Origin of the sequence: Streptomyces sp. WM6372, from assembly GCF_001279655.1 — a bacterium.
Taxonomy (GTDB): domain Bacteria; phylum Actinomycetota; class Actinomycetes; order Streptomycetales; family Streptomycetaceae; genus Streptomyces.
This window is the reverse complement of record NZ_LGDB01000104.1, coordinates 75,412-101,397: the sequence shown is the minus strand read 5'-3', so window position 1 is coordinate 101,397 and position 25,986 is coordinate 75,412. Positions and strand designations below refer to the sequence as shown.

The following is a 25,986-nucleotide window of genomic DNA, read 5'->3' as shown; positions in this document are numbered from 1 at the left end:
TGGCGGACTGCGGGCGGTCGGGGTGAGTGAGTCAGGCGGCGGACGGGACGCCGCCGAGCCCCTGCCTGACGCTGCGGGTGAGGTCGTCGGCGAGGACTTCCCGTGCTCCGGCGGCCAGGCCGTCGAGGGCCAGGGCCGCGACGAGGGCGGGGTCGGTCTTCTGGCCGGCCGGAATCCGGGCGGCCATGTCGGTGTCCATGTAGGCGACGTGGAGCGCGGTGACCGCGATGCCCCGCGGGGCCAGTTCCTCCCGGATCGCGTCGGTCATCGCCCAGCCGGCGGCCTTGGCGGCGGCATAGGCACCGACTCCGGCCGGGTGGACCCAGGACAGGACGGAGAGCACGTTGAGGACGGCCCCGCCCCGGTTGCCCTCGATGACCGGGGCGAACGCTCGGGTGGCGGCCAGGGGGCCGAAGAAATTCGTCTCCATCTCCAGCCGCACCGCGTCCCAGTCACCCGCAACCAACGGGGTGCCCGTCATGATCCCAGCGTTGTTGACGAGCAAGGTGGCGTCCGAGGCGATGCGGGCAGCCTCCCGCACCGACCGTGGGTCAGCCAGGTCCAGGTGCAGGGGTACGACGCCGGGCAGGTCCACCGACTCGGGGCGGCGGGCGGCGGCATGGACCTTGGCCCCGCGCTCGACGAGCTGGGCAGCGAGATGGCGGCCCAGGCCCCGGTTGGCTCCGGTGACCACGGCGACGGCGTCCTTCAGTTCCATGACATCTCCCAAGGGGTGGACGGCCGGCCGGGCATACACAGCTACCGGCCCATTTAGATTACGTCCATAATCTATACCCGGAGTAGGATAGATGCCAGCCGTCATCCAAATGAGGAGGTGCCCATGGGCCGCGTATCGCAGGCGCAGGCGCAGGAGAACCGCAGGCGGGTCGTGGAGATGGCATCGCGGCTCTTCCGCGAACAAGGCACGAGCGTGAGCGTCGCCGACCTGATGAAGGCGGCCGGCCTGACCCACGGTGGCTTCTACAAGCAGTTCGCCTCCAAGGAAGCGCTCATCGACGAGGCCGTCACGCACGCCTTCGAGGAACTGGCCGAGCGGCGCGCCACCGCACTGGAGGACAACGGCGGCGAGCGCCCCGCGGCCCAGCAGGTGGTGATCGAGAGCTACCTGTCCGCCCGGCACCGGGATTCCCCTGCCGCCGGCTGCCCCGTCGCCGCGCTGGCCACCGACATGGCCCGCGACCCCGGGGACCTCGGGGCGCACCGCACGTACGCCGACGGCGCGTCCGATTTCGCCGACTGGCTCGCCTCCGACGACCAGGACGGCATCGTCCGGCTGTGCACGATGCTCGGCGCGGTCGTACTGGCCCGCGCCACCAAGGGCACCCCGCTCTCCGACGAGATCCTGGACGCCGCCCGGGCCGCACTGACCCCCGCGCCCTGACGGACGGCACAAAACCGGGGGACCAACAGAGCACCGCGGCCGGGGGGCAAGGCATGAAAGAAGCCGCCGGCCTCGGCTTCGGACACGAGAAGCACCTGCCGCCGGGCCGCCGCGTCCGCGACCTCGCCTCCGGTACGGAGGGCGAGCTGATGGCCGTCGTCCGCGAAGAGGTCGCCACCCACACCGGCCGATGCCGGCCCCGGCGCGCCTGCATCCGCCCCGAAGCCGGCGGCCGGGGACCGCCGACCGCGGTGGACCGTCGAACGAACCTTGGCCCGGCTCATGAGCCACCACCGACTCACCCGCGACTACGAAGCCCACCCACACCGCTCCGAAGCCATGATCCACCTCGCGATGATCAACCTCATGACCCGCAGGCTCACCACCGAATCCACACCCACATGGCGTGGTCCATGAATCCCACTCAACCCGACAATCCAGGACGAAACAGCGGGATGGAACGCCCTCTAAGCGGTGCTGGCGGCGGCTTCCAGGGTGCTGAGCTCGGCGGCGGCTTCGAGCTGCCGGGGGTGGTTCAGCCGGACCAGGGCTTCGTGGGCGGCCGTCAGGGTTTCCCTGGCCTCCTCGTGACGGCCGAGGTGACGCAGGACGACGCCCAGCTCAAGCCGGGCGGTCTCGCTCCAGACGGACATCGGGTTCGCCGCACGCAGGGTCAGCACCTCACGCAGCGGGGCTTCCGCCTCGCCCCACCGGCCGAGCGCGGCCAGGTCGTTGCCGACGTACTGGCTGACCAGGGCCAGGTAGGAATTGCTCACTCCGGTCGTCCGCCCCGGGATGCCCGCCCGGCAGAGCGCCTCGCTGCGGCGGTGGATGGCCAGCGCCTCCTCGGGCCAGCCGTCCATGCGCAGGACCTGGCCCAGCGCGTTGAGGGCGGTGAGTTCGGCCAGCCTGCTCTCGCCGCAGGACAGCCCGGCGAACTGGGCGACCGACGACCTCAGCCGGGCGACGGCCTCCCCGGTCCGACCGATCCGTTGGAGCGCCCCCGCGCCGTACCCCAGCGCCCAGCCCACCTGGAGCTCGTCGCCCGCCTCCCGGGCCGCCTCCAGAGCGGTGTCCGCGGCGGCCAGCGCTCCGACGTAGTCGAAGACGCACATGTTGCGGGCCCAGGCGAGGTAGTTCAGCTGCACGGCCACCTCACGGGTGCTGCCCAGCGCCCGGGCGGAGTCGGCGGCCCGCCGGAACACCTCGGCCCACAGCTCCCAGTCCATCGTGGCGTCAGAGAACCAGTGCATCGCCTCCGCCGCGTCGACGACCTGCCGGTGACGGCCGGTCGACTGGGCGTGACGCAGGGCCCCGAGCCACTGGGCCCGTTCCTCCTCCAGCCAGGCCCGGGCCTGGTCGCGGCCGACCGACGCGGTGGCCGGGTCGGGGTCGTCTTCCGCGTCACCCTGGTCGGCGGCCGACCCGTACTCGGCCTCGAAGTGCAAGCCGGCGGCGGTGGCCCGGCGCAGCGTCCAGCGGGCGGCCCGGTCCTCGGCGGCGGCGATCTCCTCGGGCCCGTCCTCCTCGGCCAACTGCTCGGCGGCGAACAGGCGCAGGAGGTCGTGGTAGCGGTAGCGGTCAGCGGTGGGGTGAGGCTGGAGGAGGCCGGCGTCGACCAGGTCCTCGGCATACCGGGCGGCCGTACGGGTGGGCAGGTCGGCCAGTAGGGCGGCGGTCTGGGGGCTGAAGTCGGGGCCGTCGGCCAGGCAGGAGCGTCGGAAGACGGTCTGTGCCTGCGGGCTCAGTTGCCGGTAGGAGAGGGCGAAGGCGGCCCGGACCTCGAGTGAACCGGCCTTCAGGGTGTCGAGGCGACCGCCTTGTTCGGCGAGTTGGGTGGCGAGTTTGGTGATGTGTTCGGTGGGGCGGGCGGCGAGGCGTTGTCCGGCGATGCGGACGGCGAGGGGGAGGTGGCCGCAGAGTTCGGCGAGGTCGCGGGCGGCTTGGGCTTCTTGTGTGATGCGGTGGGGGCCGATGATGCGGGTGAGGAGTTCGACGGCTTCTTCGCGGCGGAGCAGGGCGAGTTCGGTGCGGTGGACGGCTTCGAGGCCGGCGAGGGCGTGGCGGCTGGTGACGAGGGTGAGGGAGGCACCCTCCCCGGGCAGTAGGGGCCGTACCTGGTCCTCGTCCGCCGCGTTGTCCAACAGGAGCAGGACGCGTCGGTCGCGCAGGAGGGAGCGCAGGAGGCCGCTGCGGTCTTCGGTGTCGGCGGGTACGTCGGTGGCGCCGAGGGCGCGTAGCAGGCGGGCGAGGGCGTCGCGGGGTGGGGTGGGTCGCAGGTCCATGCCGCGCAGGTCGAGGTGGAACTGCCCGTCGGGGAAGTGGGGTGCCAGGGTGTGGGCGGCGTGCACGGCGAAGGCGGTCTTGCCCAGGCCGGGCTGCCCGCAGACCACCGCCACCGGCGGACGGTCGGGGTCGGACTGCTCGGCCAGGGCCGCCAGCCGCGCCAGGGCGGGCCCGCGGGCAGTGAAGTCGCGCAGGTCGCGCGGGAGCGCGAGGGTGTGGCGGAAGGCGGGGTCCGGGGCGGTGGCGCCCGCCGGGCCGGCGCCTTCAGACGGCCCGGCCGCCGGCTTCCCACCGGCCGCCCCCGCCGGGCCGGCGCCCGCGTACGAGCCGGCCGCCGGCTCACCCCCGGCCCGGCGCGCGCGGGGCCGTCCCCGGCTGGCGGCCCGTTCCAGTTCCCCGGTGCCGGTCACGTCCAGCCCCAGCGCCGCGGCCAGGGCCGCCACGGTGCGCCGCTGCGGCCCCCGGGACCGGCCGCGCTCCATGTCCGACAGGGCCCGCACGCTCACCCCCGCGGCGTGCGCCAGCTCCTCCTGGCTCTGCCCGGCGTCCGTGCGCAGGCGGAGCAGGTGCTCGCCGAACCCGCCGGTGGCCGGTGTGTCCGTCCCCATGCCCGCTTGTCCCCCGGTGCTGCGCGGACCGGCCGGTCCGCCGGTCCTTTCGTCCGGCAAAAGTATGCCGGACCGTACTTCTGCCGGTGGAACTGCCTGGTCCGGATCGGCCGGCCGCGGTTGGCTGGGGCGACCCGGGAGGGAGCCCGACCAGCCCCCATCCGGGCGCCGGTCCGTCGCCGCTCCGCCCTCGCTCCCGCGTGCGGCTGCGCGCCGGGCGCGGGGGACCTCCGTACACCCGGTCGCCGCCGTACCGTGCCCGCGGTCGCCGGCGGCCGCTTCCACCAGGGGAATTTCACAATGAGAACCAGTGGTACCGCGCCCCGTCCGGGCGCCGACCGCCGTGCTCGCCTGCCGCGCCTGCTCGCCCTGCCGGTGCTCGCGCTCCTCGTCCTGGCCTCGGTGCTGACGGCTCCCACGGGGGCGGTGGCGGCGAGCAGCAAGTACGGGAACGCGCGCTACCACCAGTGGTCGTTCGTGACCTCGCACAACGCCTTCGCCAACACCGACATGCACTGGCCGGTCCCGCCGAACCAGTCGCAGAGCATCAAGGACCAGCTCGACGGCGGGGTGCGCGGGCTGATGCTCGACACGTACGACCCCAAGGGCACCGGTCCCGTCGAGCTGTGCCACGGCGGCACGTCCCTGTGCTACGAGCAGTTCAACTCCGCGCTGCTGACCGTCGTGAACTTCCTGCAGAAGAACCCGCAGGAAGTGGTGACGATCTTCCTGGAGAACTACGCGAGCCGCGAGACGCTCAGCAAGACCGTCACCGACCTGCTGGACGCCAAGGGCGCCGGCAAGATGCTCTTCGACCAGAACGACTGGGGCATCTTCAGCAGCAACTGGCCGCGGCTGAAGGACATGGTCTCCGCCAACCAGCGCCTGGTGATCTTCCAGGACAGCTGGGGCGACGTGGCCGCCGGCTCCGGCACCCTGATGAACACCTGGTCGCACACCGTGGAGAACCGGTACAGCTACGGCAAGGGGCAGCCGTTCGGCTGCGAGTCGCGGAACGACAATCCGCTGAACACGAACCCGATGCCGGGGACGACCGGCCTCACCCCGCTGTTCACCATGAACCAGTTCAGCTCGGACAACCTCGACCCGAAGGCCTACGCCAGGATCGACAACGGCACCCAGCTCAAGAACCGGATCGAGAAGTCGTGCCGGCCTGCCGCGGGCGGCCGCAACCCGAACTTCGTCGCGGTGGACCACTACCAGCTCTCCGACAACTCGGGCCTCACACCCGTGTCGGTGGTCGATGAGCTCAACCGCGACAACTACGTCTTCGAGCCCGACCCGGCGGTGTGGACCGTCAACGACGCCAAGCAGTACGTCAGCACTTACGGAACCAACCGCTGCATGGTGCGCGGCGACGAGTTCCCCGACGGCTCCGGCGGCCTGGTCATGCAGCGGGCCTGCGCGAACCCGGCACCCAGCAGCCACCAGTGGACGGCCACCAAGCCGAACTACGACGGCAAGGGCTACTACTGGATCAAGGCGGGCAACGGCTCCTGCCTGACCGTTCCGTACAACAACGGGACCCCGCCCGGCGACGGCACGCAGCTCTTCTGGTGGCCCTGCGAGACCAAGTGGTTCTCCGGCAGCCAGCTGTGGAACGTCATGCCGACCAACACCGACAGCAACGGACAGTCGCACGGCTACTACTTCATCAACCAGTGGACCGGCAAGTGCCTGACCCTGGACCCCGGCACGTCGACGGGCAAGGCCGGCAAGGTCACCCAGGCCGCCTGCCCCAAGCGCTGACGACGGACCGACGTACGACCGGACGGCCCGGTCCGGCACCGCACGGGGGCGGTGCCGGACCGGGTCGTTCCCGTGTCCGCCGGCGGTACTCGACCGTCAGCGCGGGCCGGGGCGCGGTGGCGGGGAAGAGATGCGCAGTCGCGCTCTGGGACATCCCGGCACGAGCGGCGCAAGGAAGCCCGGCGGCCGGGCGGCGCAAAGCCGCGTCGGACCCGGGCCGTCCTTTTCGGACCGCGCTCCCCCGGCTACCGCGGGGAGGCCACCGGTGGAGCCGATGCGGTGTAGTGAACCCCAGACGAGGCTGCCCGCGCCGACTTCGGCGAGCAGCGAGCGGCGAGCAGTCGGGGTGAACGGCAGCCGGCCAAAGCTGACGCGTGATCGGTCGGGCGCCATCGCCCCTGTCGGCGATGCCAGCAGGCTCCGTCGTCGGTCTCCTCGATGAGGAACCTGTGATTCCGCGACAGCCCGCCGCGGCGCTCGTAGGATGCCTGAATGCCCGAGCCGATACGGATGAGCCGCCCGCGGGTTGCCGCGTGGGCGGTGCAGTGCGCGGCCGGCCTCGCCGCCACCACCACCGCCACCGCCACCGCCACCGCCAAACTGAACGCTTCCTCGGCACCGGACCCGCAGCCCGACAAGCCCGTCAGCGCCGAGTGCGCCCAATACGTCGCGGACATCGAGATGCAGCTGGCCAAGACCAAGCAGGAAGGCACGGGAGACGGAGTGCTGGCCTTCTCGCGAGTCAAGGCCGGCACCGACGACGACTGCCGCGCCGAACTCCGCAAGCACTTCCGTGGCGACCGGTGAGCCGGGGTACCTGGCTCGCCGTGATGGCAGGGCTGACGTTCCTCAGTGCCGGGGCGATCATTACCGTGTGCGCCACGTCGGAACCGGAGCCGCGGCCCACTCCGCCGCGGGTGTACTCCTCCTGCCTGGCAGCCGACACCAAGCCGGTGCCTGCGGACGACGACCCGTGCGACGGGCACTGAGCAACGCCTGAGCGGACCGTCCGCCGCAGGATGACAGAACACCCGAACCCAAGTCGGGCTCCAGGCCGACGGCGCCACCACAAGAGCCGTGGGCATCGGGAGCCATCCGCTGCGAGGAGGCTCACGTTCGTCACTGACAGTGCGTCGAGCCACGGCCACTTGATTTCCCGTCAGGCGGCCGTGCGGGGAGATCTAACTGGCCACCGACACTTCGCAGGCTGGTTGGCCAGGCATCGCAGCGTTGGACAGTCAGATGACCACCCTCTCGACGCGCGGGTGCGCGGGTGATCCCCGATCAGCGGCGGCCGGTGGCCAGGATGACGAGGAACTGGCCGCCGCCCGCCTCGATGTCGGCGGTCACCGGCATCCCCGGTACCAGTCGGGAGAACCGGTCCACCAGCCAATCCGCCGCCTCTTGGGCGTCTTTCCGGGTCGGACAACGGCCCACCATCTCGCGGCCCCCCTTGCGCTCCAGCCTGTCGGCAACGGCGATCAGCGGCGCGGGTTCGACCACGTACAGGCGCTCCGACCAGGCGATGACCACCTTGACCGCACCCTTGCGGGTATTGCACCCGCGGTGCGCGAGCCGCTCGGCGACCTTGGCCTTCCGGTCGGCGGTCCGGCTGTCGACGCTGGGCCCCCGCGGGTCGTTCACCGACTCGTCGGGGTCGACCGGTTCGTCACACACCCAGCACCGCCAGCCGTCGCGCTCGGCCACATCATCAAGGAGACTCATCCAAGCAAACTAGCCTGTCCGGCTGCCGCCCGCGCACCAGGGCCCCAGGCAGCGTCTCAAAACCGGCCAACAGCGCTGCGACACCTGGCCGACCAGCATGCAAGGCCACGGGCGTGGCGCGGGCCAGGCCGCTCGTGCGCGGCCTCGATCACCAGCCGGGTCTCCTCATCCCCCACGCCCACGGGAGGTAGATCGTCGGCTGCGGCCGGAAGACGAAGTCGAAGCCGGTGACCTTCACCCGTCACCCCAGCGCCCCGGCCCGCCGCGTCAACTTCGGGGAGTCCCCTGCGGCAAGCCGGTCGGCCACGAGCCGCTCCGCGTACGGGTGCCGTTCTCCCTCACCGGAGAGGTTCCGCAACTGCTCCTCGGTGACCAACGGAACGGTGACCTGCACCCCGTGGCAGTGAGCCCCGGCGCCCGCAGCCGGAGCGCACCGCGCTGCCGGTACGTGGACACGTCCCAAGGCTTTTCGGGGTCAGCCCCGCCCGCGAACAGGCCGGTCGGCAACCTGTTCAAGGAATTCCCGAAGCACCTGCCGCACGATCTCCGGGTTTCCAGGTGTACGTCGTGCCCCGCTTCGGGGACGCTCACGGCCGCCGTCCCGGGTCGCCGTTGGAGCATGGATTCCTTCTCGCACAGGGGGGATGATGCCGGATTGCCCCAGGATGACCAGCGTCGAGCAGGCAATGGCTGCCCAGTCGTCCCAGAAGGAACGCCGGGCATTCTCCGTCAGCGCGTCGACCATCACGTTACGGTCGAAGCTCGGCCACCAGCCGCCGGCGCGCTCTTCCAGTCCGGCCGCCCGACCCTCGGCGACAGCACCGCCGCCGAAGAACTCGACGGCGACCCGGCGCGAGGGGAACGGCGTCGGCCACGCGTCGAGCGCTGCGCCGATCTCGGCCTGCACGGCTGCAGGTTCCGGGCGAGGGTGTCCCATTCGCCTGCGCGGCCGGCCAGTCCGTGCAGCAGGACGACCCGGGGGCCTTATCCGCCCCAATCGCGGCAGGAGATACGGACGCCTTCGCGTACCACGGTGCGGTCGGTCCAGGTCATGCCGGGTTCTCCAGGAGGTGGGCGCGGTCTGTGAGGTGGTGTGCTTCAGGCGCTTGTGGGGACAGGCACGCCGCTTCAGGAGGGGCGCGCCGCCTTGCCGTCGAGCCAGAGAGTGTCGGAGTCGTCGCGGTGCGAGCCGGTCGTGCCGACGTGCTTCGCGTCGATGCGAGGGCCGTGCTTGATGACGTGGACCAGCGCCATGCCGTGGCCGCGCCCCAGGTCGTATTCCTCCTTGAGCCACGTGAGGATCGTTCCCGCCTTGGTGGACGGGGCGTCGAAGCCGCGCTCCTGTGCCAGTGCGATGAAGGCGCGGGGCGTCAGGCCGGTCTTGGTCTCGATGGTGTCCAGGTAAGCCTGGAACGACATGGGGTCCTTCTTTCCGATGGTTGATGGCTGGGGCCGGGGCCCGTGGGCAGGTCAGGCGGGCTGGTAGGTCAGGTCCAGCACGCCGGTGGAGAAGGTGGCCGAGGCGGTGAGCCGCAAGGGGGTCAGGCCGGTACCGTCCGGGAACAGACGCTTGCCGGCGCCCAGCACGATCGGGTGCACCAGGAGCCGCAGTTCGTCGAGGAGACCGGCTTCCAGGAGGGTTCGGGTCAGGGAGATGCTGCCGGAGAGGTTGATGTTCCCGCCCGGCTGCTGCTTGAAGTCCTTGAGGAAGGTGATGAGGTCGCCGTCGATGACGGTGGTGTTGTTCCGATCTTGCGTCCTGCGGTCGTCATGACCGCTCCCCTCCGTTGGTGATGGCGCCCGGGTCGACCTCCGGTGGTGGTACTGGACCGTACAGTACCCAAACGAGTACTGAGCAGTCCAGTACTCTTCAGGGAGTATCAAGGAGGCAGGCATGCAAGCACCCGAGGACGGCCGCTCGGCCCGCAAACGCAAGGCGATCATGGAGGCGGCCACCGACCTGTTCCTACGCAAGGGCTACCCGGGCACCAGCATGGACGAGATCGCCGCGACGGCCGCGGTGTCCAAGCAGACCGTGTACAAGCAGTTCACGGACAAGGAGACGCTGTTCGGCGCCATCATCACCAACGCCAGCAGCAGGGTCGGCCTGTTCGTAGAGGTCATCGACGCCTTGCGCGAGACCGATGACCTCAGCGGGGACCTGGTCGAGCTCGCCCGGCGCTACATCACCACCGTCATCCAGCCCGGAGGGCTGCAACTGCGCAGGCTGCTCATCGCGGAGGCCGGCCGCTTCCCCGATGTGGCGGCCGACTATTACCGGCGCGCTCCCGAGCGGACCATCGCCGCCCTGGCGGCCTGCTTCGAACACCTCGCGGCACGCGGGCTGCTGAGGTTGGACGATCCGATGCTCGCCGCCCGTCACTTCGCCTGGCTCATTCTGGCCATCCCCATGGACCGCGCCATGTTCTCCGCCCGCGACGACCTCCAGACCCCGGCCGAACTCGAACGGCTGGCCGACGAGGGCGTCCGTGTGTTCCTCGCCGCGTATGCAGACCGATAGGCGGCCAAGCCGCTCACGTCTCACGGGGTGGGGAGTGGGCCAGGCGCTGGTAGGCGCAGGCCACTGAGGAGCCGATGCAGCTCGGGCCGATGATCCGATCACAGCCTTCTGCGTGCTGCGCTCTCTCGGTTTCGTGTCAGCGCGTGACCTGCCCATCCTCACCAGATGACAGCGAACAGACCCCACCTCTCGCCTCCGTGACAGTGAGCGTGAACGGCAAACACCGCCCTGCGGGCTCTGAAAGGGGGATCTGACGGGTCCGAATCCTGTCGACAGAGGCACGTTCGGCTCGAAGAGAGCAATGCTCATGACCTGTGGATCGGCCTCGGGTTGGACGCGAAGGGCGTACCTTCCCGAGTGATCGACTTCTGGTCATCGAGTAGGCCGACGTTGCACCGTCGGTTGGGAAGGCACGCCCGTGCTGAGCGTAGTGAATGCCGATGGAACGACCGAGACCGGCTCTCTGATCGACGACATCGTCCGCGAGGGCGCGAGGGCGCGAGGCGGATGCTGGCCGCCGCTCTGAAGGCTGAAGTCAATTCCCACATCGCCGAGTTGGCCGACCAGCGAGACGAGAGTGGGCGCCGCCTGGTGGTCCGCAACGGCTATCACCAGACCAGGAAGGTCGCGACCGCGGCCGGGGTGATCGAGGTGAAGGCCCCACGCATCAACGACAAGCGCATCAACGAGGCAACCGGCGAGCGCAAGCGGTTCTCCTCGGTGATCCTGCCGCCGTGGTGCCGCAAGTCCCCGAAGATCAGCGAGGTGCTGCCGCTCCTCTACCTCCACGGCCTGTCCAGCGGGGACTTCGTGCCCGCGCTCGAGCAGTTCCTCGGCTCCTCGGCTGGCCTGTCGCCGGCCACCGTCATCCGGCGGACCGCCCAGTGGCAGGCCGACCACAAGGCGTTCAGCGAGCGCGACCTGTCCACCACGGACTACGTCTACGTCTGGGCCGACGGTATCCACCTGCGCATACGGCTGGAGGAGGCGAAGGCCGCGGTCCTGGTCGTCATGGGCGTGCGCGCTGACGGAACCAAGGAGCTGATCGCGATGGCCGACGGCCATCGCGAGCCCTCGGAGTCCTGGGCGAGCCTGCTGCGGGACTGCCAGCGGCGCGGCATGCGCGCTCCCGTCCTCGCCGTCGGCGACGGAGCCCTGGGCTTCTGGAACGCGTTGAACGAGGTCTTCCCCGAAACCCGCCACCAAAGGTGCTGGGTTCACAAGATGGCCGACAGCCTCCCAAGTCAGCTCAGCCCGCGGCGAAGAAGGCCATCCAGGACATCTACAACGCCGAGGACAAGGAGCACGCGGCCGCCGCGGTCAAGGCGTTCGCCAAGCAGTACAGCGCGAAGTTCCCCAAGGCCGTCAAGAAGATCGTCGATGACGAGGATGAGCTGCTGGCGTTCTACGACTTCCCCGCCGAGCACTGGATCCACCTGCGGACAACCAACCCCATCGAGTCGACCTTCGCGACCGTCCGTCTGCGAACCAAGGTCACCAAGGGCGCCGGATCCCGGGCCGCCGCCCTGGCGATGGTCTTCAAGCTCGTCGAGTCCGCCCAGGCCCGCTGGCGAACCGTGAATGCACCCCACCTCGTTGCCCTCGTCCGCGCTGGGGCTCGCTTTGAACGCGGCCAGCTCCTTGAACGGTCGCAGACGACCGCGGCGTGAATAGGGTGGCGGACCTGCCTCGAAGTTCGAGAACATCTGGTCATGTTGGATGGCACGGCAGGACAGGACCTTCCGGTCGGCCTCGGGTTCCGGCCGTATCGCGGCGACGCAGACCACGGCGCCATGGCCGCGGTGCGGCTGGGGTGTGTTGAACGGGACCGGGTCGATGTCCATTCGGTAGTGGAAGGGCTCCCGACAGCGGCCGAGATCGCCGAAGCTTCTGCCAAGTTGGAGGAGCCGTCCAAGAACCAGATCCTGGTGGTGCTCGACGAGAGCGTCGTCGGCTACGCGACGATCCGGTGGTGGCAAGAGCGGGACGATACGTGGCTGTACCTGCACCGCGGCTACCTCTTGCCCGATCATCGCGGCCAGGGCATCGGCTCAGCCATGCTGAGCTGGGCCGAAGAGCGGATCCGCCAGCTCGTCAAACAGCATGGAACGGTGCGGACGGCAGTGATCGGCGCGAACGCCATGGCCTCCGAGCAGGACGCCACGGCACTTCTGCGCGCAGCCGGCTACCGACATGTCTTCAGCCTGGTCGAGCTGGAGCTGGGCGATCTGCAGCAGGTGCCCGAGCCGGGCAGCGAGCTGCCAGCCGGGATACGGACAGGACCGATCGGGACAAGCCACTACCGTGCAGCCTGGAGGACGGTCGTCGATTCGTACGCGGACCGCGGTTTCACTCAGAGATGGCCTTTCCAGGACTTCGTCGACACCGCCGACCCGGCATGCTGGAGGGCTGCCTGGAACGGGCAGGACATGGTCGGCGTCGCCCTGTGCTCCATCCGGCGTCACGACCACACCGTGGGCGAGGTGGAAGAGCTGAGTGTCCGGACGGACCAGCGACGCCTCGGAATCGGCCGGGTCCTGCTGCTGGACGGGCTGCGGAGCCTTCGCGAGCAGGGTGCAACGACCGCCCGGCTGTTCACGGGCACGGCAAATCCACACCGGTCCTACGACCTTTACGAGAGTGTGGGGTTCCGGCAGCAGAACGAGTACGTCCGTTACCGAAAGCCGCTTGCTTGATAGACCGGCCATTGGGCTGTCGGGTTAGTCCACAGGATTTGACAATGCCTCCTCGAAGATCCACTTGATCATCGAGCGGACTGGGCTGCCCCTGTCCGTCGGAATCTCCGGGGCGAACCTCCACGACAGCCAGGCCCTCCAGCCTCTCGTCCGCGGCATCCCGCCGATCCGATCCCGCCGCGGAACCCGTCGCCGCCGCCCAGGCAAGATCCACGGGGTCATGACGTAGATGGGCCGAGGCCAGGGGCGCGGGGCAGGCCAGGGCGTCCGGCGCACAGCGCCTGGGGTCCCCTCACCGATGAGGGAGACCGCAGTCGGCCTCACCGGTGGGTTCCGCACTGACCGTCAAGCAAGGAACCGGGCACCTGGCCCGGCGAGTTGGCTGCGCGGGCCGTGCCGAGCTTCGTCGTGCTGACGTGGAAGTTCGAGAACCGCGTCGACCAGGTCAGCCCGCCCGCCTTCATGACCTTGTCGAGGGTGTCGGGGGTGGATCCGGTCCGATGGCTGGGTCAGCGGAATGCCGTCCTCGACGAGTGTGTCGCGATGCGGCTTGACGACCGGATCCGTCGCCTGGCGGTCTGGGCGGAGGCTCTGTCGCTCACTATGCCCTGCCGAACTCCCGCCATTCGCGTGGGGTCATGCCGTTCGCCGCGCGGAACGAACGGCTGAAGTGGGCGGGGTCGGCGAACCCCCATCGGTGTGCAACGGACGCGATCGTGACGGCTGCGCGGCCTTGCCGGCTCAGCTCGCGCCGGGCCTCCTCGATCCTGCGCTGCTGGATCCACCGGTGCACGGTGGTTCCTTCGTGCTGGAAGAGTTTGTGGAGGTATCGCACCGAGATGTGGTGAGCCCGGGCGATGTCCTCCGGGGAAAGGCCGGGGTCGCGCAGGTGCTCGTTGATGAAGGCGCGGATCTGCAGCAGCAGGGACGCCTGCCCGTCCCCCTGGGAGTACCCCTCCCTTCCGCTCCGTTCAGCGACGAGGGTCTCCAGCAGGCAGACCACGCCGGCGGCCAGCCGGGTGGTGCTGTCCTCGCCGTACGATCCGCTCTGCACCGCCAGGCCGGCCAGAAATGGGCTGACCAGGCGTCCCAACCCCTCATCGCCACGGACCGCCTCGGCGCTCATCCGGCGGAGATCCGCTTCGGGAACGCTGAGGAGCCGGCGTGGCAGCATGAACACGCTCCACTCCACCGGCTCGGGGAATCCGAGCGTGAAGGGGCGGGCCGGGTCGTAGAAGGCGAGGTCCCCCGGGCGGAGCAGTGCCTGGCGTCCGTCCTGTTCGACATCGGCTTGGCCTTTGCACAGCAGCCCTATGTGGATGGATTGCTCATCTGCATCCGAGCTGATCAGGCGGGGCTTGCGGATCACATCGTGCGGGTCGGCCCCGACCGTGGCGATCCGCAGTTGCCCCACCTGGTGACTGGCCAAGGAGCCGCGGAAAGCGCCGGAGCCGGGGGCCGCTACGTCGAGGGCGACGAACGTGGCGCACACGGCGTCGTGCCAGAGGGTGAGCTGCTCACCCACCGGCGACGCGCTGGTCGAAAACCCGTCGCTCATAACCAGTTCATGGTACGGCACCACCAGGATGTGACGCAGGGTCGACGCATCATGCCACTGCGTCACGAACTGCGGCCCGCACGTGGAAACGTGCGTTCTCCGCCAAGGCGCGGTGCAGGGCCGTCCTAGATCACTTGCGGAGAGCTCTTAGCGTCGATGCCAAGACGGGCGGCCCCCGCCCGAGCACACGCCGGAATCCGCGAGAGTGTGAGAGCCATGACCCTGACGATGCCCCCTCCGCGTCACAGCGTCTCCCCTGGACCCTCCGTCGGCTCTGACGGCGTCTCAAGCCTCCGTGGCGGTGCCGTCGCCGAGGCGGACGGAGGTTCAGCGGTGCTGTTCAAGGTGTCCGCCGATCTCGGTTCCGCGCACCTCACCCGCAAGCTGGTCGTGCAGGCTGCCCGTCGTTGGAGGCTGCTGAGCGAGGCAGCGATGGGTGACCTGGAGCTTTGCGTCGGGGAGATCGTGGCCAACGCAGTGGAGCACACCGGTTCCACGAGCGAGGTACGTGTGTCGGCGACAGCTTCCGGCGTGCGGGTCGAGGTCGTAGACAGCGATCCACAGCTGCCGATGTCCGCGGCGCCCGATGCCGATGGGGAGTCGGGTCGAGGCCTGCTTCTCGTCGATGCGCTCGCGAGTGGGTGGGGTGCCTTCCGGGTCGGCGCGGGCAAGGCCGTCTGGTTCGAGATCGCTGCCGACCTCGCAACAGCCGGATACGGCGGGGGACGGCAGCACGACCACGATGCGGTGGGGCACTGCACCACCGCGTGAGACCGTTCCCCGGGGGTTCCGAGGCAGGAACGGCCTTCACTCCCTCCCGGTGAACCGCGCGCCGACCCGTCCCGGGGCCGGACCCGGCCGCAGCCGGGTGCGGCCGGGGTGGATGTGCCGGGTGGCGGCCGTGCCGGGTCTACAGCTCGGCTGTCCTGACGCTGCCGACGTCGCTCTTGGGCGGGGAGCCGGCTCGGGTCGGCGCCGTCTCACGGAGCAACGAGGTCGCCACCACGCAGAGCAGAAGGCCTCCGAGTGCCAGGTACAGCACGTACTGGATGCCGTAGTTCTGCGCGAGGAAGCCTGCGAGGGACGGCGCCACTCCCCCGCCGAACATCTCCGATACGCCCATGACGGTTCCGGCAGCGGCGGCCATCAGGCCCGCGGGGACCGATTCCACCGTCACGGTGCCGGCCAACAGTGCCAGGCAGCCGTTCGCGCCGAAGGCGACGAAGAAGAGCAGCAGGAACAGCACGGGGACGACCGGCCCCTGAAGGATGAAGGCTATGAGCATGCACATGGCCATCACCAGGGCGACGACGGCCACGGGTTTGCGGCCGAACCTGTCCGACAGGCCGGGAATGGCGAGCTGTCCGGCGAAGGCCCCGAATCCGATGCCGGATGCGATGATCCCCATGGGGGACGTGCCGAGGCCCTGGTGGTCGACAAGGTAGCTCGGCATCATCGCGCTGAGTACGAAGATGCAGGTCATCGCTCCGCACAGGGCGAGGATGGCCAGGCGGATGTTGCGGTACCGCAGGACTTCCATGCAGCGGACGCGGTTCACGGGCATGGTCGACGACGGCTCGGGGGATGCGCCCGGCGTGGGCACCGCCGATGCTGCGGCTGGTACGGCGGATTCGAAAGCCGGCAGCTGATGCGGTTCCCTGATCGTCCGGAGGAGGACGTAGGCCAGTACGAGTCCGGGCAGCAGCATGAGCCCGAAGACCCAGTGCCAGCTGGGCAGGACCAGCAGCAGCTGCGTGGCGATGATGGGGCCCAGCCCGATGCCGAAGAGCGCAAAGGTGCTCTGCTGCGTCCCCATGTTCAGGCCTCGGCGATGTGGCCGTGACGCTTCCGCCGTGGCGGTCACCGCTGTCGGGCTGAAGGCTCCCTCGGTGATGCCCATGACGACCCGGATGAGGATCAGGCTGATGAGGCCCGTGGCGAATCCGGTCAGCAGGGAACAGACCGAGAACAGGACGAGGGATCCGACGAGGATTCTGCGGCGCCCCAGCCGGTCGGAAATTCCTCCGATGAGGAGGGAGGCGCATCCCCAGGCAAGACCGAGAGCACCGACGATGTTGCCGAGGTCCTGGTAGTCGAGACCCAGGTCCTCCATCATGGACGGAAAGATGGGGCTGATGATCCAGCGGTCCAGACCCACCAGGCCGAATCCGAGGGACAGCAGCAGCACGGCCGAGCGTTCATACCGAATGTCGTACTCTCTTGACTTCATCCCGCTCACCCTTCTCTTCTTTCACGGATTTCGGCGGTCAGCTCTCCGGTGGATAGCACCCTGCCGAAGAATGCGGCAATGTTGCGTTCCGTTGCGCGCTGGGCCTCGTCGCTCAGGGCACCGGTGGCGTCCCCGACGAAGGCCACTTTGTAGTCGCGCATATAGGCACCACGCGCGGTCGAATCGCAGCAGACCTCGGTGAGGGTGCCGACAATGATCACGGTGTCGACCTGGCGGGGTCCGGATATGTTCGCCAGCACCGTCTCCAACTGTGTGTTGTGGAAGGCGTCGTAGCGGTGCTTCCGGATGACGACGTCGTCGGGCTCGGGCCTCAGGCCGTCGACGACCTTCGAGCCGAAGCTCCCCTTGCGCATCCCGGCCGCCAGGAGCGCCGGGTTGTACGTGGATTCGAGGGGCGACACGTTGAAGCCGTCCAGCAGGATGTGCTCGGTGTAGATCACGGGTATCCCGGCCGCCCGGCACTCGCCGACGACCTCCTGCATCCGCGGTATTCCCCGGCGGGCCATCGGCACCTCCATCGGATATCCCTGCAGCACGAAATCGTTCTGCATGTCGATGACCAGCAGCGCGGATTTCTGCGGATTCACATGCCATGTCGCATTCAACGGAGTGACCTCCTCCACGTTTCACGTGCAGCCGAATCTTGAATCGGCCATTGGAGGTAGACCTTAACTGCGAAACACATCCGTGCGGCCATTGCGATTTCTTATGCCCTGACCGGACCGAAGAATTTGACTCCATGGAGGTCATTTCTCCGGAGAGGGCCCGGGCCACGGACCGGGTGAACCCGGCGCTCACTCCGTGCTCGAGGCCGGCGTCACTGATGCCTGCGGTCACGTTGATCTTCGGCAGCAGACCGGGCAGGCGGGTGGAGGGGAGCCGGGGATCCGGCCCCCCTTGCTCGCGCAGCACAACACCGGCCGGCAGGACGGTGATGCAGTCCCCGAGCCCGATGAGCACCCTCGCGGTGCGGAAGTCGTCGACGACGTGGAAGCGCGTGATCTCATAGGTGTCGATGAGCGCGCTCGTGATGCGCGCATGGTGGGTGAGCACCGGGTTGTCGAAGAGGACGAACCGGTGGCGGGCAAGGAGTTCCTTCACCGCCGTGACGCTGATCTCCTCCGGCATCGTCCCCGGCGGGTGTACCAGCACCAGCTCCTCGGTACCGACGGTCTCGGTGTGGAACGCGAGGTCCGTATCCGTCGAGTAGAAGAGTCCGGCATCGAGCTGGTTCAGTTCGAGCAGGTCGATCAAGGTGGAGGCCGGACGGCTGGTGACCCGGAACTCGTCGAGAGCACAGGTGCGCAGGGCGCCGCTGACCACAGCGTGCACCGCCTTGTCGGAGAGCCAGTTGTCGATGCCGAACACGATCTTTGGGGGGTGGTCCGCCACCTCGGTGAAGCTGCGGGGCATCGGCAGGTCGTGTCGGCCGAGTACGGCGGAGGCATTCGACAGGTCCCGAACGAGCTGGGCGGCGTAGGGCAGGAAGTAGACGCCCTGCCGGGTCAGCCTGACGCCGTTCCAGGACCGCTCGAAAAGGGCGAAGCCGAGGCTCTCTTCGAGGCGTCGCAGCCGCTGGCTCATGGCCGGCTGGGTGGTGTAGAGGGCGGCGGCCGCCTTGGAGATGCTTCGGTGTTCGGCGACGGCCAGGAAGGATTCGATGATCTCGAAGTGCATGGGCCCCTGCTTCCGGACATGTGGCTTTCGGACCGGTTGACCATCAAGGAACAGCGAGGCGGCGGACCTTCGTCCGGCCCGGGTGTTGTCATGCCAAAGCCTGTTTCCGTGACTGTGTGAAGAGAGCCCGGGGGTCGCCGCAGTACGACCAGGGGACGGCGGTGGGACGGTCCCCGAGGTGGTGGAAGACGGAGGTGGCATCGTTGATGCGGCCCGCGAAGACCAGCCCATGGGCCAGCAGGTTGAGGTCGGCGACGTCCTGTGCGTACTCGACCGGCGCCCGGTGTGCGATCCAGCGGGCGAGCGTCGCGTCGAGGTCGGGGGCCACTGCTTCGTGCGTCCAGTGGAACGAGAGCCCCAGCGATGCCCTTCCCTCGGTGCGGATCAGCTCGCGGTAGTGCTCGACGCGGGCGGCCTGGGTGAGGACGGCGAGGGGTGAACCCGGGGGCGCGGCCACGGCCACGTCCCGGGCGAAGTCGTACATGCGGCCGTGTGAGCCGTGCCATCGGGCGGAGACGTGGCGCAGCATCTGGTGGTGTCCTTCACGTGAGTTGCGGTCACGGGCCCGGAGTTCCGCCCACCAGAGCCCCGTGTCGGGGTGCCCTCCGCCGTAGAGGCGGGACAGGGTGAGCAGCGAGATCCAGGGCATCGGGTCGGCGGGGCAGGCGTCGGCGGCGCGGAAGCAGGAGCGGGCGGCGTGGTGCAGGCGGTTGCGGTCGAAGGCGTCGCGGTCCGGGGGCCGCTGTGTTTGCGGTGGTGCCTGGGCCAGGGCGCAGAAGAGCCGCATCACGTCCGTGTCGGCGCGCAGGGCAAGGGCGTCGGTGTCGTGGGGTTCGGCGATCTGCCAGCTCTCCACCGTGCGGGAGCCTGCGGCCGTCTGGGCGAGGAGGCGGATGCGGTGGGTACGGCGGTCCCAGTCGTGCCTGGTGCCGCGCAGCAGCTCGCGTGGGCCTTGCCAGCGGCCCAGGCGCAGGTCCTCCAGGGCTGCCGCGAGCGGGCGGTCGCCGTACGTGGGGTCGAAGCCCGGGCTCCGGGTGCGGCGGAAGCGTTTGTGGTCGCGGGAGTTCACGGCGGTGCGTGTCAGAGGTCGCTGACTCGGGCGTCATGCGGTGCCGGCACGGCGGTGGTGATGTCGTCGTACGGTGACTCCACTCCGTCCGCGACGGCCGCAGGCAGTCGGGCGTGGGGGCCGGCGTAGTACTCGCTGTCCGCGACCATGTACCAGATCAGTGGGAAGATGCCGGCTGCGAGGGCGCCGATGCCCATCAAGAGGACCGTTGGCTCCAGGCTGAGCAGAGACTGGTAGAGGACCCACAGCATGAACAGGGCTCCGCACAGCGGCCACAGACCGATGAGCAGGGCATGCCTGACCGACCGCAGGAGCAGTCTGCGGTAGGCGACGACGACGGCGATGCCGGCGAGGGAGTAGTAGACCGTGATCTGCAGGCCGATGGCGGTGAAGGCGTCGGCGAGGACGGTATTGACGGGGCCGAGTGCGCTGGAGGCCGACAGCAGGACCAGTGCGACCGCCGAAACGGCGGCGACGGCCACCCAGGGCGTCTGCCATCGGTGATGGGTGCGTCCGAAGGCCGCCGGGAGGGTGCGGTCGCGTCCCATGGCGAAGAGGGTGCGGGTGACCTGGATGAGTGTGGTCTCCAGGGTCGCAACGGTGGACAGCACCACCGCGATGACCATGGCTCTGCCTCCCCAGCCCGGCCAGAGCGCGTCACCGAGATCGGCCAGGACCGTGCCGCTGTTCGTCCGGATGTCGGCCTGGGACATGACGAGGTTCACTGCGATGGTGACGATCTCGAACACGACCAGGACGCTGATCACGCCGAGTACCGCCCCCGTCCCGGAGCTGCGGTGGCTGTTGCTGGTTTCCTCGCCGAGGTTGGCGGTGACGTCCCACCCCCAGAAGTAGAACGCCGCGATGAGAGCGACGCCGGCAAAGCCTTCGGGGCCGCTCAGGCTGGTGACGTCGAACAGCCAGGCCCAGGAGAAGACCTGTTCGCCGCCCCCTCGGATGAGCACGGCAACCCCGATCATCAACAGGATCGCGACTTCGATGCCGGTCATCACCCACTGGGCGCGGGCCGTGATCCGGGCGCCCTTGACCACGAGGCCCGCCATGAGCAGCAGCCAGAAGGCTCCTACCGCCGTCGCGAGGGGCTGGTTCTGCGCCCAGGCATCGGAGAACAGCGACAGGGTGTAGGAGCCCGCGGGAAGCGAGCCGGCCACCATGAACAAGGTGGCGGAGACCACCAGGGCCCACCCGCTGAGAAAGCCCAGCGCAGGGTGGAGGGACCGGCCCACCCAGGCGTAGCTGGCTCCCGCGTTGACGTCCAGCCGTCCCAGGTATCCGAAGGCCAGAACGATTCCCATCATGGGGATGGCGCACCACAGCAGGGCCGCGGGGCTTGCCAGGCCGGCCGCGCCCGCGAGCAGCGCAGTGGTCGCGGCAAGTGTGTACGCGGGCGCGCTGCCGGCTATCGCCATCACGACGGCGTCCGCCGCTCCCAGTACATCGGCCCGCAGCCCTCGCTCCCGCTGGGCACTGCCGTCCCGGATCTTCCTGCTCATCACTGTTTCGCCGCTCCAGAAGAGGTTGCCGCGACCGGGCGTGGCCGCCCGGTCCGGGCGTGGGGAGGGTTCGGTGCGGGATCGGTCCGACCGCCGCTGGGGGTGTTTCAGGCGGACAGATAAGCCTGGTGGAGGACTCCGGGCCTGGCGTCGAGTTCGGCAGGTGTACCGGAGAAGACGAGGCTGCCGCGGTCCAGTACGTGCACGGTGTCGGCGATCGGAAGCACGAGATGGGCGAACTGTTCCACCAGCAGGACGGTGATCCCCTGCTCCGTGAGCGAACGGACGACGGGCACGAGCCGGGCGACGACGATCGGAGCCAGCCCCAGACTCAGCTCGTCGAGCAGAAGGAGGCGGGGCGCTCGGCCCGGCGCCGGGCTCAGCAGCGCCCGGGCGAGGACCAGCATCTGCTGCTCACCTCCGGACAGCAGCGCGGCGCGGATGTGCATCCGCTTCTCCAGTTCCGGGAACGGCTCCAGCGCCTTCGCGTGCCGAGACCGGGGGGCCGCGACGGCGAGGTTCTCCGCGACAGTGAGATCCGCGAAGACGGTACGGCCCTGTTCTACGTGACGGATGCCCTGCCGGGCCCGGTCGGTGCGAGAGAGCCCGGCCAGATCCCTGCCGTCGAAGCGGATCCGGCCGCCACGCGTCGCGACGAGTCCGGAGACCGCATCCAACAGTGTCGTCTTGCCTGCGCCGTTGGCACCCAGCAGAACGGCGAGTTCTCCGGGGCACACGTTCAGGTTGATGGTGCGCAGGACATCTCCCTGGCCTCGGCTGACGGTGAGGTCGCTGATGTGGAGCAGTGGTGCCGTCATGAGATGACCGCCGTTTCGAGGTCGCCGCCGGAGGCCGGCTCCGTGGAGGGGGTTTCCGGCGCCGCACCGAGGTAGGCGCGTACGACGACGGGGTCGGCGAGGACTTCGGCGGGGGTGCCACGGGCGATCACCTTGCCGAAGTCGAGTGCTGTCGCCTCGTCGCAGCATGTGGTGACCAGTTCGATGTCGTGTTCGACCAGGAGGACCGCGCAGCCGAAGCGCTCCGGTATGGCGGCGATGCCGGCGCCCAGGCGCAGGGACTCCTGGGTGGACAGTCCGGCTGCCGGCTCGTCGAGCAGCACCACCGAGGGCCTGCCGGCCAGCGTGGCGGCCACTTCGACCAGACGGCGGGTGCCCACATCGATCGCTGCCACCTTGGTGGAGGCCGGCGGGCAGCCGAACGCGTCGAGCAGGTCGAGGACCAGCCGCCGGTCGGCGCTGCCCCGGCCGGAGAGGATGAGGTACTGCCCGATGGTCAGCTGCGGGTTCACCCGGCCCTGCTGGAAGGAGCGGCGCAGGCCGAGACGGGCCCGCCGGTGCGGCGGTACACCGTCCAGCGGTACGTCACCGAGCAGCACGCGGCCGGCGTCCGGCGTGACGAAACCGGAGAGCAGGTCGATGAGGGTGGATTTGCCGGCCCCGTTCGGGCCGATCAGTCCGTGTACCGTCCCCTCCCGGATGGTCAGGTCGGCTCCCTGGATGGCTTTCACCGCCCCGTAGGCGACGGTCACGCCGCGGGCCTCGAGGGCGGGCCTGGCGCTGCGCGGCGGCGTTTGCGAGCGGCCGGAGGCGGTCGCGGCCGGGCCGGTGCCGATGGCATGGGGCGGCCGCGGTGGCTGCGACCTCGCCGACCGCTTCCTGCCGACCGCAGCTCTGAGCTGTCCGGCGACGCCGTCGGAGCCCGCGGCGAGAGCCTGCAGCGCGGCCACGGCGAAGACGGCGGGGGCCACGTCCTGCGGCAGGCCCAGCCGGTGCAGCAGTTCGGGGACGAACGTCGCCGCGAGCCCGGCCAGGAGCGCGCCTTCGACATGGGCGGCCCCGAACGCCACCGCCGCGGTGAACACGGCTATGGAAGCCATGGGCTGGAAGCCGATGCCGCTGAGCACGCCCAGCTGGCCTGCCATCAGGGCGCCGCCGAGCCCCGCGATGAAGGCACTGACGGCGAACGCGAGCAGCTTGGTCGTCGTCACGCTGTAGCCGAGGGCCGCCGTGGCACGTTCACTGTCCCGGACCGCAGTCCAGCGGGCTCCCGTGGTGCGCTTCGACAGCACCGCCATCGCCGCGCCGGCCAGGGCGAGGACAACAGCCGAGAGGAGGAAGTAGCCCGCTTCCGAAGCGGCGAAGGAGGGTCTGGTCACGGGGATGCGCTCGGCCGCACCGGGGAAGCCCTTGTCGAACACGACGACGGCCACGGCACCGCCGAAGGCAAGCGTGGCCACGGCCAGGTTCACGCCGCGCAACCGCAGCGCCGGCAGTCCGATCGCCACACCCACCGGTACGGCTGCCAACGCGCCCAGAACGACCAGGACGAGGAAGGGCAGACCGGTATGGACGTTCAGCCAGCCGACCGTCCACGCTCCGATACCGGCGAAAGCGAGCGGGCACAGCGCGACCATGCCCGCGCGCCCGTAGACGACGCCCACGCTCAGTGCGATCAGGGTATTGAGTGCCGCGCTGGTGGCCAGGTAGATCCAGTACCCGGGCAGTCCGAACGCGGCGCCCACCACGGCGAGCATCAACACGGCACCCGCCACCAGCATCTTGGGGTCAGCGAGCTTCATCCCACACCTGCTTCCGTTGAGACCAGAGGAGGGCGGCGATCACCAGGAGGAAGGGCAGTACCGCCTTGTATCCGGAGACGGCCGGCCAGCTCACCGACACCGACTCGACCGCGCCCAGCACGAGCCCGCCCACCAGGGTCACCGTCACGCTGCGGAAGGCCCCGACGAGGACGGCGGCCAGCGCGGGCAGGATGAGCATGCCGAGCGTGCGGAAGTCGTCGGAGCGGGCCGGGGCGACCAGCAGCAGGGCCGCACTCGACAGCGCACCGGTGAACGCCCACATGCCGAGCGACAGCAGCCGCACCCGCACCCCGAGGAGTTCGGCAGTCGCAGGGCGCACCGACACCGCCCGGAGGACCGCGCCGAGCCGCGTACGGGCCAGCACGGCGGCCGATCCTGCGGCGAGGACAACGGCGAGGCCCAGCGCGACGACGATGTCCAGGCCGGCGGTGACAGCACCGGCGCCCACGGTTGTCGCGGGGACGACGGGTGCGACCGACAGCGGGGTGTCGCCGAACAGGCGGAGCCCCAGGGTGAGCAGCCCGACGGTGACGGCGATCATGGCCGTGGCCCGGACCGCCGTCCGGCTGTCCGGGAACAGCCAAGACATCAGGAGCCCGACGAGAAGTGAGAGTGCCGTGCCGGCGAGCAGGCCGACGAGCGCGGCGGAGGCTGCTGTCAGGCCGAGCACGTCATAGGTCTTGGCCGCCGTGTAGGCGCCGAAGGCACCGAGCACGGCCTGGGAGAAGTTCAGCACTCCAGTGGTACGGAACAGCAGGACCACGCAGCAGCCGATGATGGCGTACGCGGCTCCGGGCGCCAGCCCAGCCGCGATGAGTTGAATCATGGCAGTTCACCTCCTCGGGTGTACGACAGCGGTCAGGAGCCGGACGGGAGCCTGATCCAGTCGTTCGTGGCCGTGGTCCAGACGCCGTCCTTCAGCACCATGAACTTGCTCGACTGGTTGGGCGCGTGCGTGGCGGCGGTGCCGAAGGAGTACGGCGAACCGCTCATCGGGGTGTCGTACGACGTCAGCGTGGCGAGCCGGTCGGTGACGGTCTGCCGGTTCACCTCAGTGGTCATGGACAGGAGGGTGTCCTGGGCGATCGTTGCCGCCAGGTAGCCGCCCTGCGCGAACGACGTCAGCGGAATTCCGTTCTTCGCCATCAGCCCCCGCCAGTCGCGAAGGGGGGCGGCGTCGGTGCTGGTGAAGGGCTCGAACTCCGAATTGGCCTGGAGGCCGTCGCCCGTGGTGCCGAGCTGCTTGGCCACGTTGTCGGTGTAGTAGGAGGTGAGCCCGATCCAGGTGATCCCGGTCAGGCCGTTCGCCCTGATGGCCTTCCCCACGGCCAGGCCTCTGGCCTCGGGCCCGTCGAGCACCACCGCGTCACATCCGGCCTTCCCGGCCTGGAGCAGCAGCGGGGTGACGTCGTCGGTTGCCTTGCCGACCGCACCGGCATAGGCGAGCTTCTTGCCGGTGATCTTCTCCCAACGGGCGGCTGCGACATCGAAGGCGGAGGCGAAGCCGGGGACGTCGAAGAGCCTGATCCGGCAGACCTTCTGCTTCTTGAGGACCTCGCTGGCGTAGTACAGCGAGACGGTGACACCGGTGAACGGGCCGGTGTTGACTGGTGAGATGTTCGGGGAGCCGTAGCAGACCGGGTCGACCCCGATGCCTTGGATGGAGCCGATCTTCTGCTGTGCGTAGTACGCCGAATTGACCGCACATTCCAGCAGACTGGCGCTGCCTACGTTGAGCACCACGTTCCGCTGCTCCACCAGGCGCCGGGCGGCCTGCGCGGCGGTTGCGGGATCGCCTTGGTCGTCCTCGACCGTGAAGTGGACGGGGCGGCCACCCACACCTCCGCAGGTGTTGAGCCGGTCGAAGACCGCCTTCGCGGCCCTGGACACCTCCGGGAAGGTGCCGGGGCCGGTGAGAGAGCTGACGTTGCCGATCTCGATCGGTGTGCCGGTGGCCTTCTTGGGTGTCAGCCCGGCGGGACACGGCTCGGCCTGCGCGGAGTCCTTGGCCTGGATACCGTCGGCCGGACCCGAGCGGGCGCAGGAGACGGAGCCGAGCAGGAGCACTCCCGTGATCATTGCGGCAGTGATCCGGGGCAGATGACGCGCGGTTCGCCGGCATCTGCGAAAGGCGGAGGTGTACATGTCGGTCTCCAGGCAGGGGAAGGAGGCGGGGGTAGGTCACGGGTGGCGGGGCGTGGGCTGAGCGGACTGCCGCGGGCAAGAGGAGCACGTCCGGCCAGGTGCCGTGGCGTCTGCTTCGGTCTTGCAACCGCGGGGAAGACCGGC

General features: G+C 69.6%; 22 protein-coding genes and 4 pseudogenes. 9 read left to right on the top strand and 17 right to left on the bottom strand.

Annotated elements, in window-relative coordinates; genetic code table 11:
- Nucleotides 1-31 precede the first annotated feature (31 nt).
- On the bottom strand, nt 32-718 hold the full coding sequence (locus tag ADK52_RS09600) for an SDR family oxidoreductase (RefSeq protein WP_053689344.1): 687 nt from the start codon (nt 716-718) through the stop codon (nt 32-34).
- 123 nt (nt 719-841) lie between these two features.
- Here ADK52_RS09600 and ADK52_RS09595 point away from each other — a divergent pair, with 123 nt between their 5' ends.
- Both ADK52_RS09595 and ADK52_RS39765 read left to right on the top strand, forming a co-directional pair.
- On the top strand, nt 842-1,402 hold the full coding sequence (locus ADK52_RS09595; RefSeq protein ID WP_053689343.1) for a TetR family transcriptional regulator: 561 nt from the start codon (nt 842-844) through the stop codon (nt 1,400-1,402).
- A gap of 249 nt (nt 1,403-1,651) precedes the next feature.
- Nucleotides 1,652-1,819: pseudogene (locus tag ADK52_RS39765) on the top strand (IS5/IS1182 family transposase); the annotation flags it as partial.
- A 50-nt stretch (nt 1,820-1,869) separates the two neighbouring features.
- On the opposite strand, the gene ADK52_RS09590 reads toward ADK52_RS39765, so the two are convergent.
- Entirely contained in the window at nt 1,870-4,296 is a 2,427-nt protein-coding gene (locus ADK52_RS09590; RefSeq protein ID WP_063783802.1) for a helix-turn-helix domain-containing protein, read from the bottom strand.
- A gap of 300 nt (nt 4,297-4,596) precedes the next feature.
- Here ADK52_RS09590 and ADK52_RS09585 point away from each other — a divergent pair, with 300 nt between their 5' ends.
- Nucleotides 4,597-6,066, top strand: a complete 1,470-nt coding sequence (locus ADK52_RS09585) for a phosphatidylinositol-specific phospholipase C domain-containing protein (RefSeq protein WP_053689342.1) — start codon at nt 4,597-4,599, stop codon at nt 6,064-6,066.
- 492 nt (nt 6,067-6,558) lie between these two features.
- Nucleotides 6,559-6,873, top strand: a complete 315-nt coding sequence (locus tag ADK52_RS09580) for a hypothetical protein (protein WP_053689341.1) — start codon at nt 6,559-6,561, stop codon at nt 6,871-6,873.
- 477 nt (nt 6,874-7,350) lie between these two features.
- Here the strand turns inward: ADK52_RS09580 and ADK52_RS09575 are convergent, their stop codons facing one another.
- The 5 genes from ADK52_RS09575 to ADK52_RS09565 all read right to left on the bottom strand — a co-directional run bounded on the left by ADK52_RS09575 (nt 7,351) and on the right by ADK52_RS09565 (nt 9,675).
- Nucleotides 7,351-7,791 carry a hypothetical protein gene (locus ADK52_RS09575; RefSeq protein ID WP_053689340.1) on the bottom strand — a complete coding sequence of 147 codons (441 nt, stop codon included), beginning with the start codon at nt 7,789-7,791 and terminating at the stop codon, nt 7,351-7,353.
- A gap of 241 nt (nt 7,792-8,032) precedes the next feature.
- Nucleotides 8,033-8,185, bottom strand: coding sequence for a hypothetical protein (locus ADK52_RS42905; protein WP_199828475.1), 153 nt, complete (start codon nt 8,183-8,185; stop codon nt 8,033-8,035).
- Nucleotides 8,186-8,266: 81 nt separating this feature from the next.
- Nucleotides 8,267-8,698: a hypothetical protein gene (locus ADK52_RS39755; protein ID WP_324615894.1), complete on the bottom strand. Its 432-nt coding sequence runs from the start codon at nt 8,696-8,698 to the stop codon at nt 8,267-8,269.
- Nucleotides 8,699-8,919: 221 nt separating this feature from the next.
- On the bottom strand, nt 8,920-9,210 hold the full coding sequence (locus tag ADK52_RS09570; RefSeq protein WP_053689339.1) for a DUF4287 domain-containing protein: 291 nt from the start codon (nt 9,208-9,210) through the stop codon (nt 8,920-8,922).
- 51 nt (nt 9,211-9,261) lie between these two features.
- The gene (locus ADK52_RS09565; RefSeq protein ID WP_234343595.1) at nt 9,262-9,675 is read right to left on the bottom strand and encodes a dihydrofolate reductase family protein; all 414 of its coding nucleotides are present in this window, start codon (nt 9,673-9,675) and stop codon (nt 9,262-9,264) included.
- A 10-nt stretch (nt 9,676-9,685) separates the two neighbouring features.
- Here ADK52_RS09565 and ADK52_RS09560 point away from each other — a divergent pair, with 10 nt between their 5' ends.
- The 4 genes and pseudogenes from ADK52_RS09560 to ADK52_RS43500 all read left to right on the top strand — a co-directional run.
- The gene (locus ADK52_RS09560; RefSeq protein ID WP_053689337.1) at nt 9,686-10,312 is read left to right on the top strand and encodes a TetR/AcrR family transcriptional regulator; all 627 of its coding nucleotides are present in this window, start codon (nt 9,686-9,688) and stop codon (nt 10,310-10,312) included.
- A gap of 430 nt (nt 10,313-10,742) precedes the next feature.
- A pseudogene (locus ADK52_RS09555) lies at nt 10,743-11,982 on the top strand (IS256 family transposase).
- 42 nt (nt 11,983-12,024) lie between these two features.
- Complete coding sequence (locus ADK52_RS09550) at nt 12,025-13,008, top strand: GNAT family N-acetyltransferase (RefSeq protein WP_053689336.1); 984 nt, start codon at nt 12,025-12,027, stop codon at nt 13,006-13,008.
- Nucleotides 13,009-13,060: 52 nt separating this feature from the next.
- Nucleotides 13,061-13,225: pseudogene (locus ADK52_RS43500) on the top strand (IS5/IS1182 family transposase); the annotation flags it as partial.
- A gap of 384 nt (nt 13,226-13,609) precedes the next feature.
- On the opposite strand, the gene ADK52_RS09545 reads toward ADK52_RS43500, so the two are convergent.
- A complete protein-coding gene (locus ADK52_RS09545) occupies nt 13,610-14,632 on the bottom strand; it encodes a helix-turn-helix domain-containing protein (RefSeq protein ID WP_234343593.1) in 1,023 nt (340 codons plus the stop codon).
- A gap of 267 nt (nt 14,633-14,899) precedes the next feature.
- Between ADK52_RS09545 and ADK52_RS09540 the strand changes: the two genes are divergently transcribed.
- The gene (locus tag ADK52_RS09540) at nt 14,900-15,337 is read left to right on the top strand and encodes an ATP-binding protein (RefSeq protein WP_053689335.1); all 438 of its coding nucleotides are present in this window, start codon (nt 14,900-14,902) and stop codon (nt 15,335-15,337) included.
- A 139-nt stretch (nt 15,338-15,476) separates the two neighbouring features.
- Here the strand turns inward: ADK52_RS09540 and ADK52_RS09535 are convergent, their stop codons facing one another.
- The 9 genes and pseudogenes from ADK52_RS09535 to ADK52_RS09495 form a co-directional block, all read right to left on the bottom strand.
- Nucleotides 15,477-16,796, bottom strand: a complete 1,320-nt coding sequence (locus ADK52_RS09535; RefSeq protein WP_053689358.1) for an MFS transporter — start codon at nt 16,794-16,796, stop codon at nt 15,477-15,479.
- Between the two features lie 5 nt (nt 16,797-16,801).
- Entirely contained in the window at nt 16,802-17,440 is a 639-nt protein-coding gene (locus ADK52_RS09530; RefSeq protein ID WP_063783801.1) for an isochorismatase family protein, read from the bottom strand.
- A 334-nt stretch (nt 17,441-17,774) separates the two neighbouring features.
- Nucleotides 17,775-18,494 (bottom strand): annotated as a pseudogene (locus ADK52_RS44970) (LysR family transcriptional regulator); the annotation flags it as partial.
- 88 nt (nt 18,495-18,582) lie between these two features.
- A complete protein-coding gene (locus tag ADK52_RS09520) occupies nt 18,583-19,563 on the bottom strand; it encodes a hypothetical protein (RefSeq protein ID WP_053689332.1) in 981 nt (326 codons plus the stop codon).
- 11 nt (nt 19,564-19,574) lie between these two features.
- On the bottom strand, nt 19,575-21,077 hold the full coding sequence (locus ADK52_RS09515; RefSeq protein ID WP_053689331.1) for an APC family permease: 1,503 nt from the start codon (nt 21,075-21,077) through the stop codon (nt 19,575-19,577).
- Between the two features lie 107 nt (nt 21,078-21,184).
- Nucleotides 21,185-21,895 carry an ABC transporter ATP-binding protein gene (locus ADK52_RS09510; protein WP_053689330.1) on the bottom strand — a complete coding sequence of 237 codons (711 nt, stop codon included), beginning with the start codon at nt 21,893-21,895 and terminating at the stop codon, nt 21,185-21,187.
- Nucleotides 21,892-23,676: an ABC transporter permease subunit gene (locus ADK52_RS09505; RefSeq protein WP_053689329.1), complete on the bottom strand. Its 1,785-nt coding sequence runs from the start codon at nt 23,674-23,676 to the stop codon at nt 21,892-21,894. Before ADK52_RS09505 ends, ADK52_RS09510 begins: the two co-directional genes overlap by 4 nt.
- Nucleotides 23,663-24,523 carry a branched-chain amino acid ABC transporter permease gene (locus tag ADK52_RS09500; protein ID WP_053689328.1) on the bottom strand — a complete coding sequence of 287 codons (861 nt, stop codon included), beginning with the start codon at nt 24,521-24,523 and terminating at the stop codon, nt 23,663-23,665. The genes ADK52_RS09505 and ADK52_RS09500 overlap by 14 nt, the downstream gene beginning before the upstream one ends.
- A 32-nt stretch (nt 24,524-24,555) precedes the next feature.
- Nucleotides 24,556-25,776: an ABC transporter substrate-binding protein gene (locus ADK52_RS09495; protein WP_053689327.1), complete on the bottom strand. Its 1,221-nt coding sequence runs from the start codon at nt 25,774-25,776 to the stop codon at nt 24,556-24,558.
- Nucleotides 25,777-25,986: the final 210 nt, after the last annotated feature.

Coding starts and splice junctions, on each gene's coding strand:
- ADK52_RS09570 (WP_053689339.1), bottom strand. CDS start 9,210: ATGTCGTTCCAGGCTTACCTGGACACCATCGAGACCAAGACCGGCCTG.
- ADK52_RS09505 (WP_053689329.1), bottom strand. CDS start 23,676: ATGAAGCTCGCTGACCCCAAGATGCTGGTGGCGGGTGCCGTGTTGATG.
- ADK52_RS09575 (WP_053689340.1), bottom strand. CDS start 7,791: ATGAGTCTCCTTGATGATGTGGCCGAGCGCGACGGCTGGCGGTGCTGG.
- ADK52_RS09580 (WP_053689341.1), top strand. CDS start 6,559: ATGCCCGAGCCGATACGGATGAGCCGCCCGCGGGTTGCCGCGTGGGCG.
- ADK52_RS09495 (WP_053689327.1), bottom strand. CDS start 25,776: ATGATCACGGGAGTGCTCCTGCTCGGCTCCGTCTCCTGCGCCCGCTCG.
- ADK52_RS09500 (WP_053689328.1), bottom strand. CDS start 24,523: ATGATTCAACTCATCGCGGCTGGGCTGGCGCCCGGAGCCGCGTACGCC.
- ADK52_RS09585 (WP_053689342.1), top strand. CDS start 4,597: ATGAGAACCAGTGGTACCGCGCCCCGTCCGGGCGCCGACCGCCGTGCT.
- ADK52_RS09535 (WP_053689358.1), bottom strand. CDS start 16,796: ATGAAGTCAAGAGAGTACGACATTCGGTATGAACGCTCGGCCGTGCTG.
- ADK52_RS09600 (WP_053689344.1), bottom strand. CDS start 718: ATGGAACTGAAGGACGCCGTCGCCGTGGTCACCGGAGCCAACCGGGGC.
- ADK52_RS09560 (WP_053689337.1), top strand. CDS start 9,686: ATGCAAGCACCCGAGGACGGCCGCTCGGCCCGCAAACGCAAGGCGATC.
- ADK52_RS09590 (WP_063783802.1), bottom strand. CDS start 4,296: ATGGGGACGGACACACCGGCCACCGGCGGGTTCGGCGAGCACCTGCTC.
- ADK52_RS09515 (WP_053689331.1), bottom strand. CDS start 21,077: ATGAGCAGGAAGATCCGGGACGGCAGTGCCCAGCGGGAGCGAGGGCTG.
- ADK52_RS09550 (WP_053689336.1), top strand. CDS start 12,025: ATGTTGGATGGCACGGCAGGACAGGACCTTCCGGTCGGCCTCGGGTTC.
- ADK52_RS09510 (WP_053689330.1), bottom strand. CDS start 21,895: ATGACGGCACCACTGCTCCACATCAGCGACCTCACCGTCAGCCGAGGC.
- ADK52_RS09595 (WP_053689343.1), top strand. CDS start 842: ATGGGCCGCGTATCGCAGGCGCAGGCGCAGGAGAACCGCAGGCGGGTC.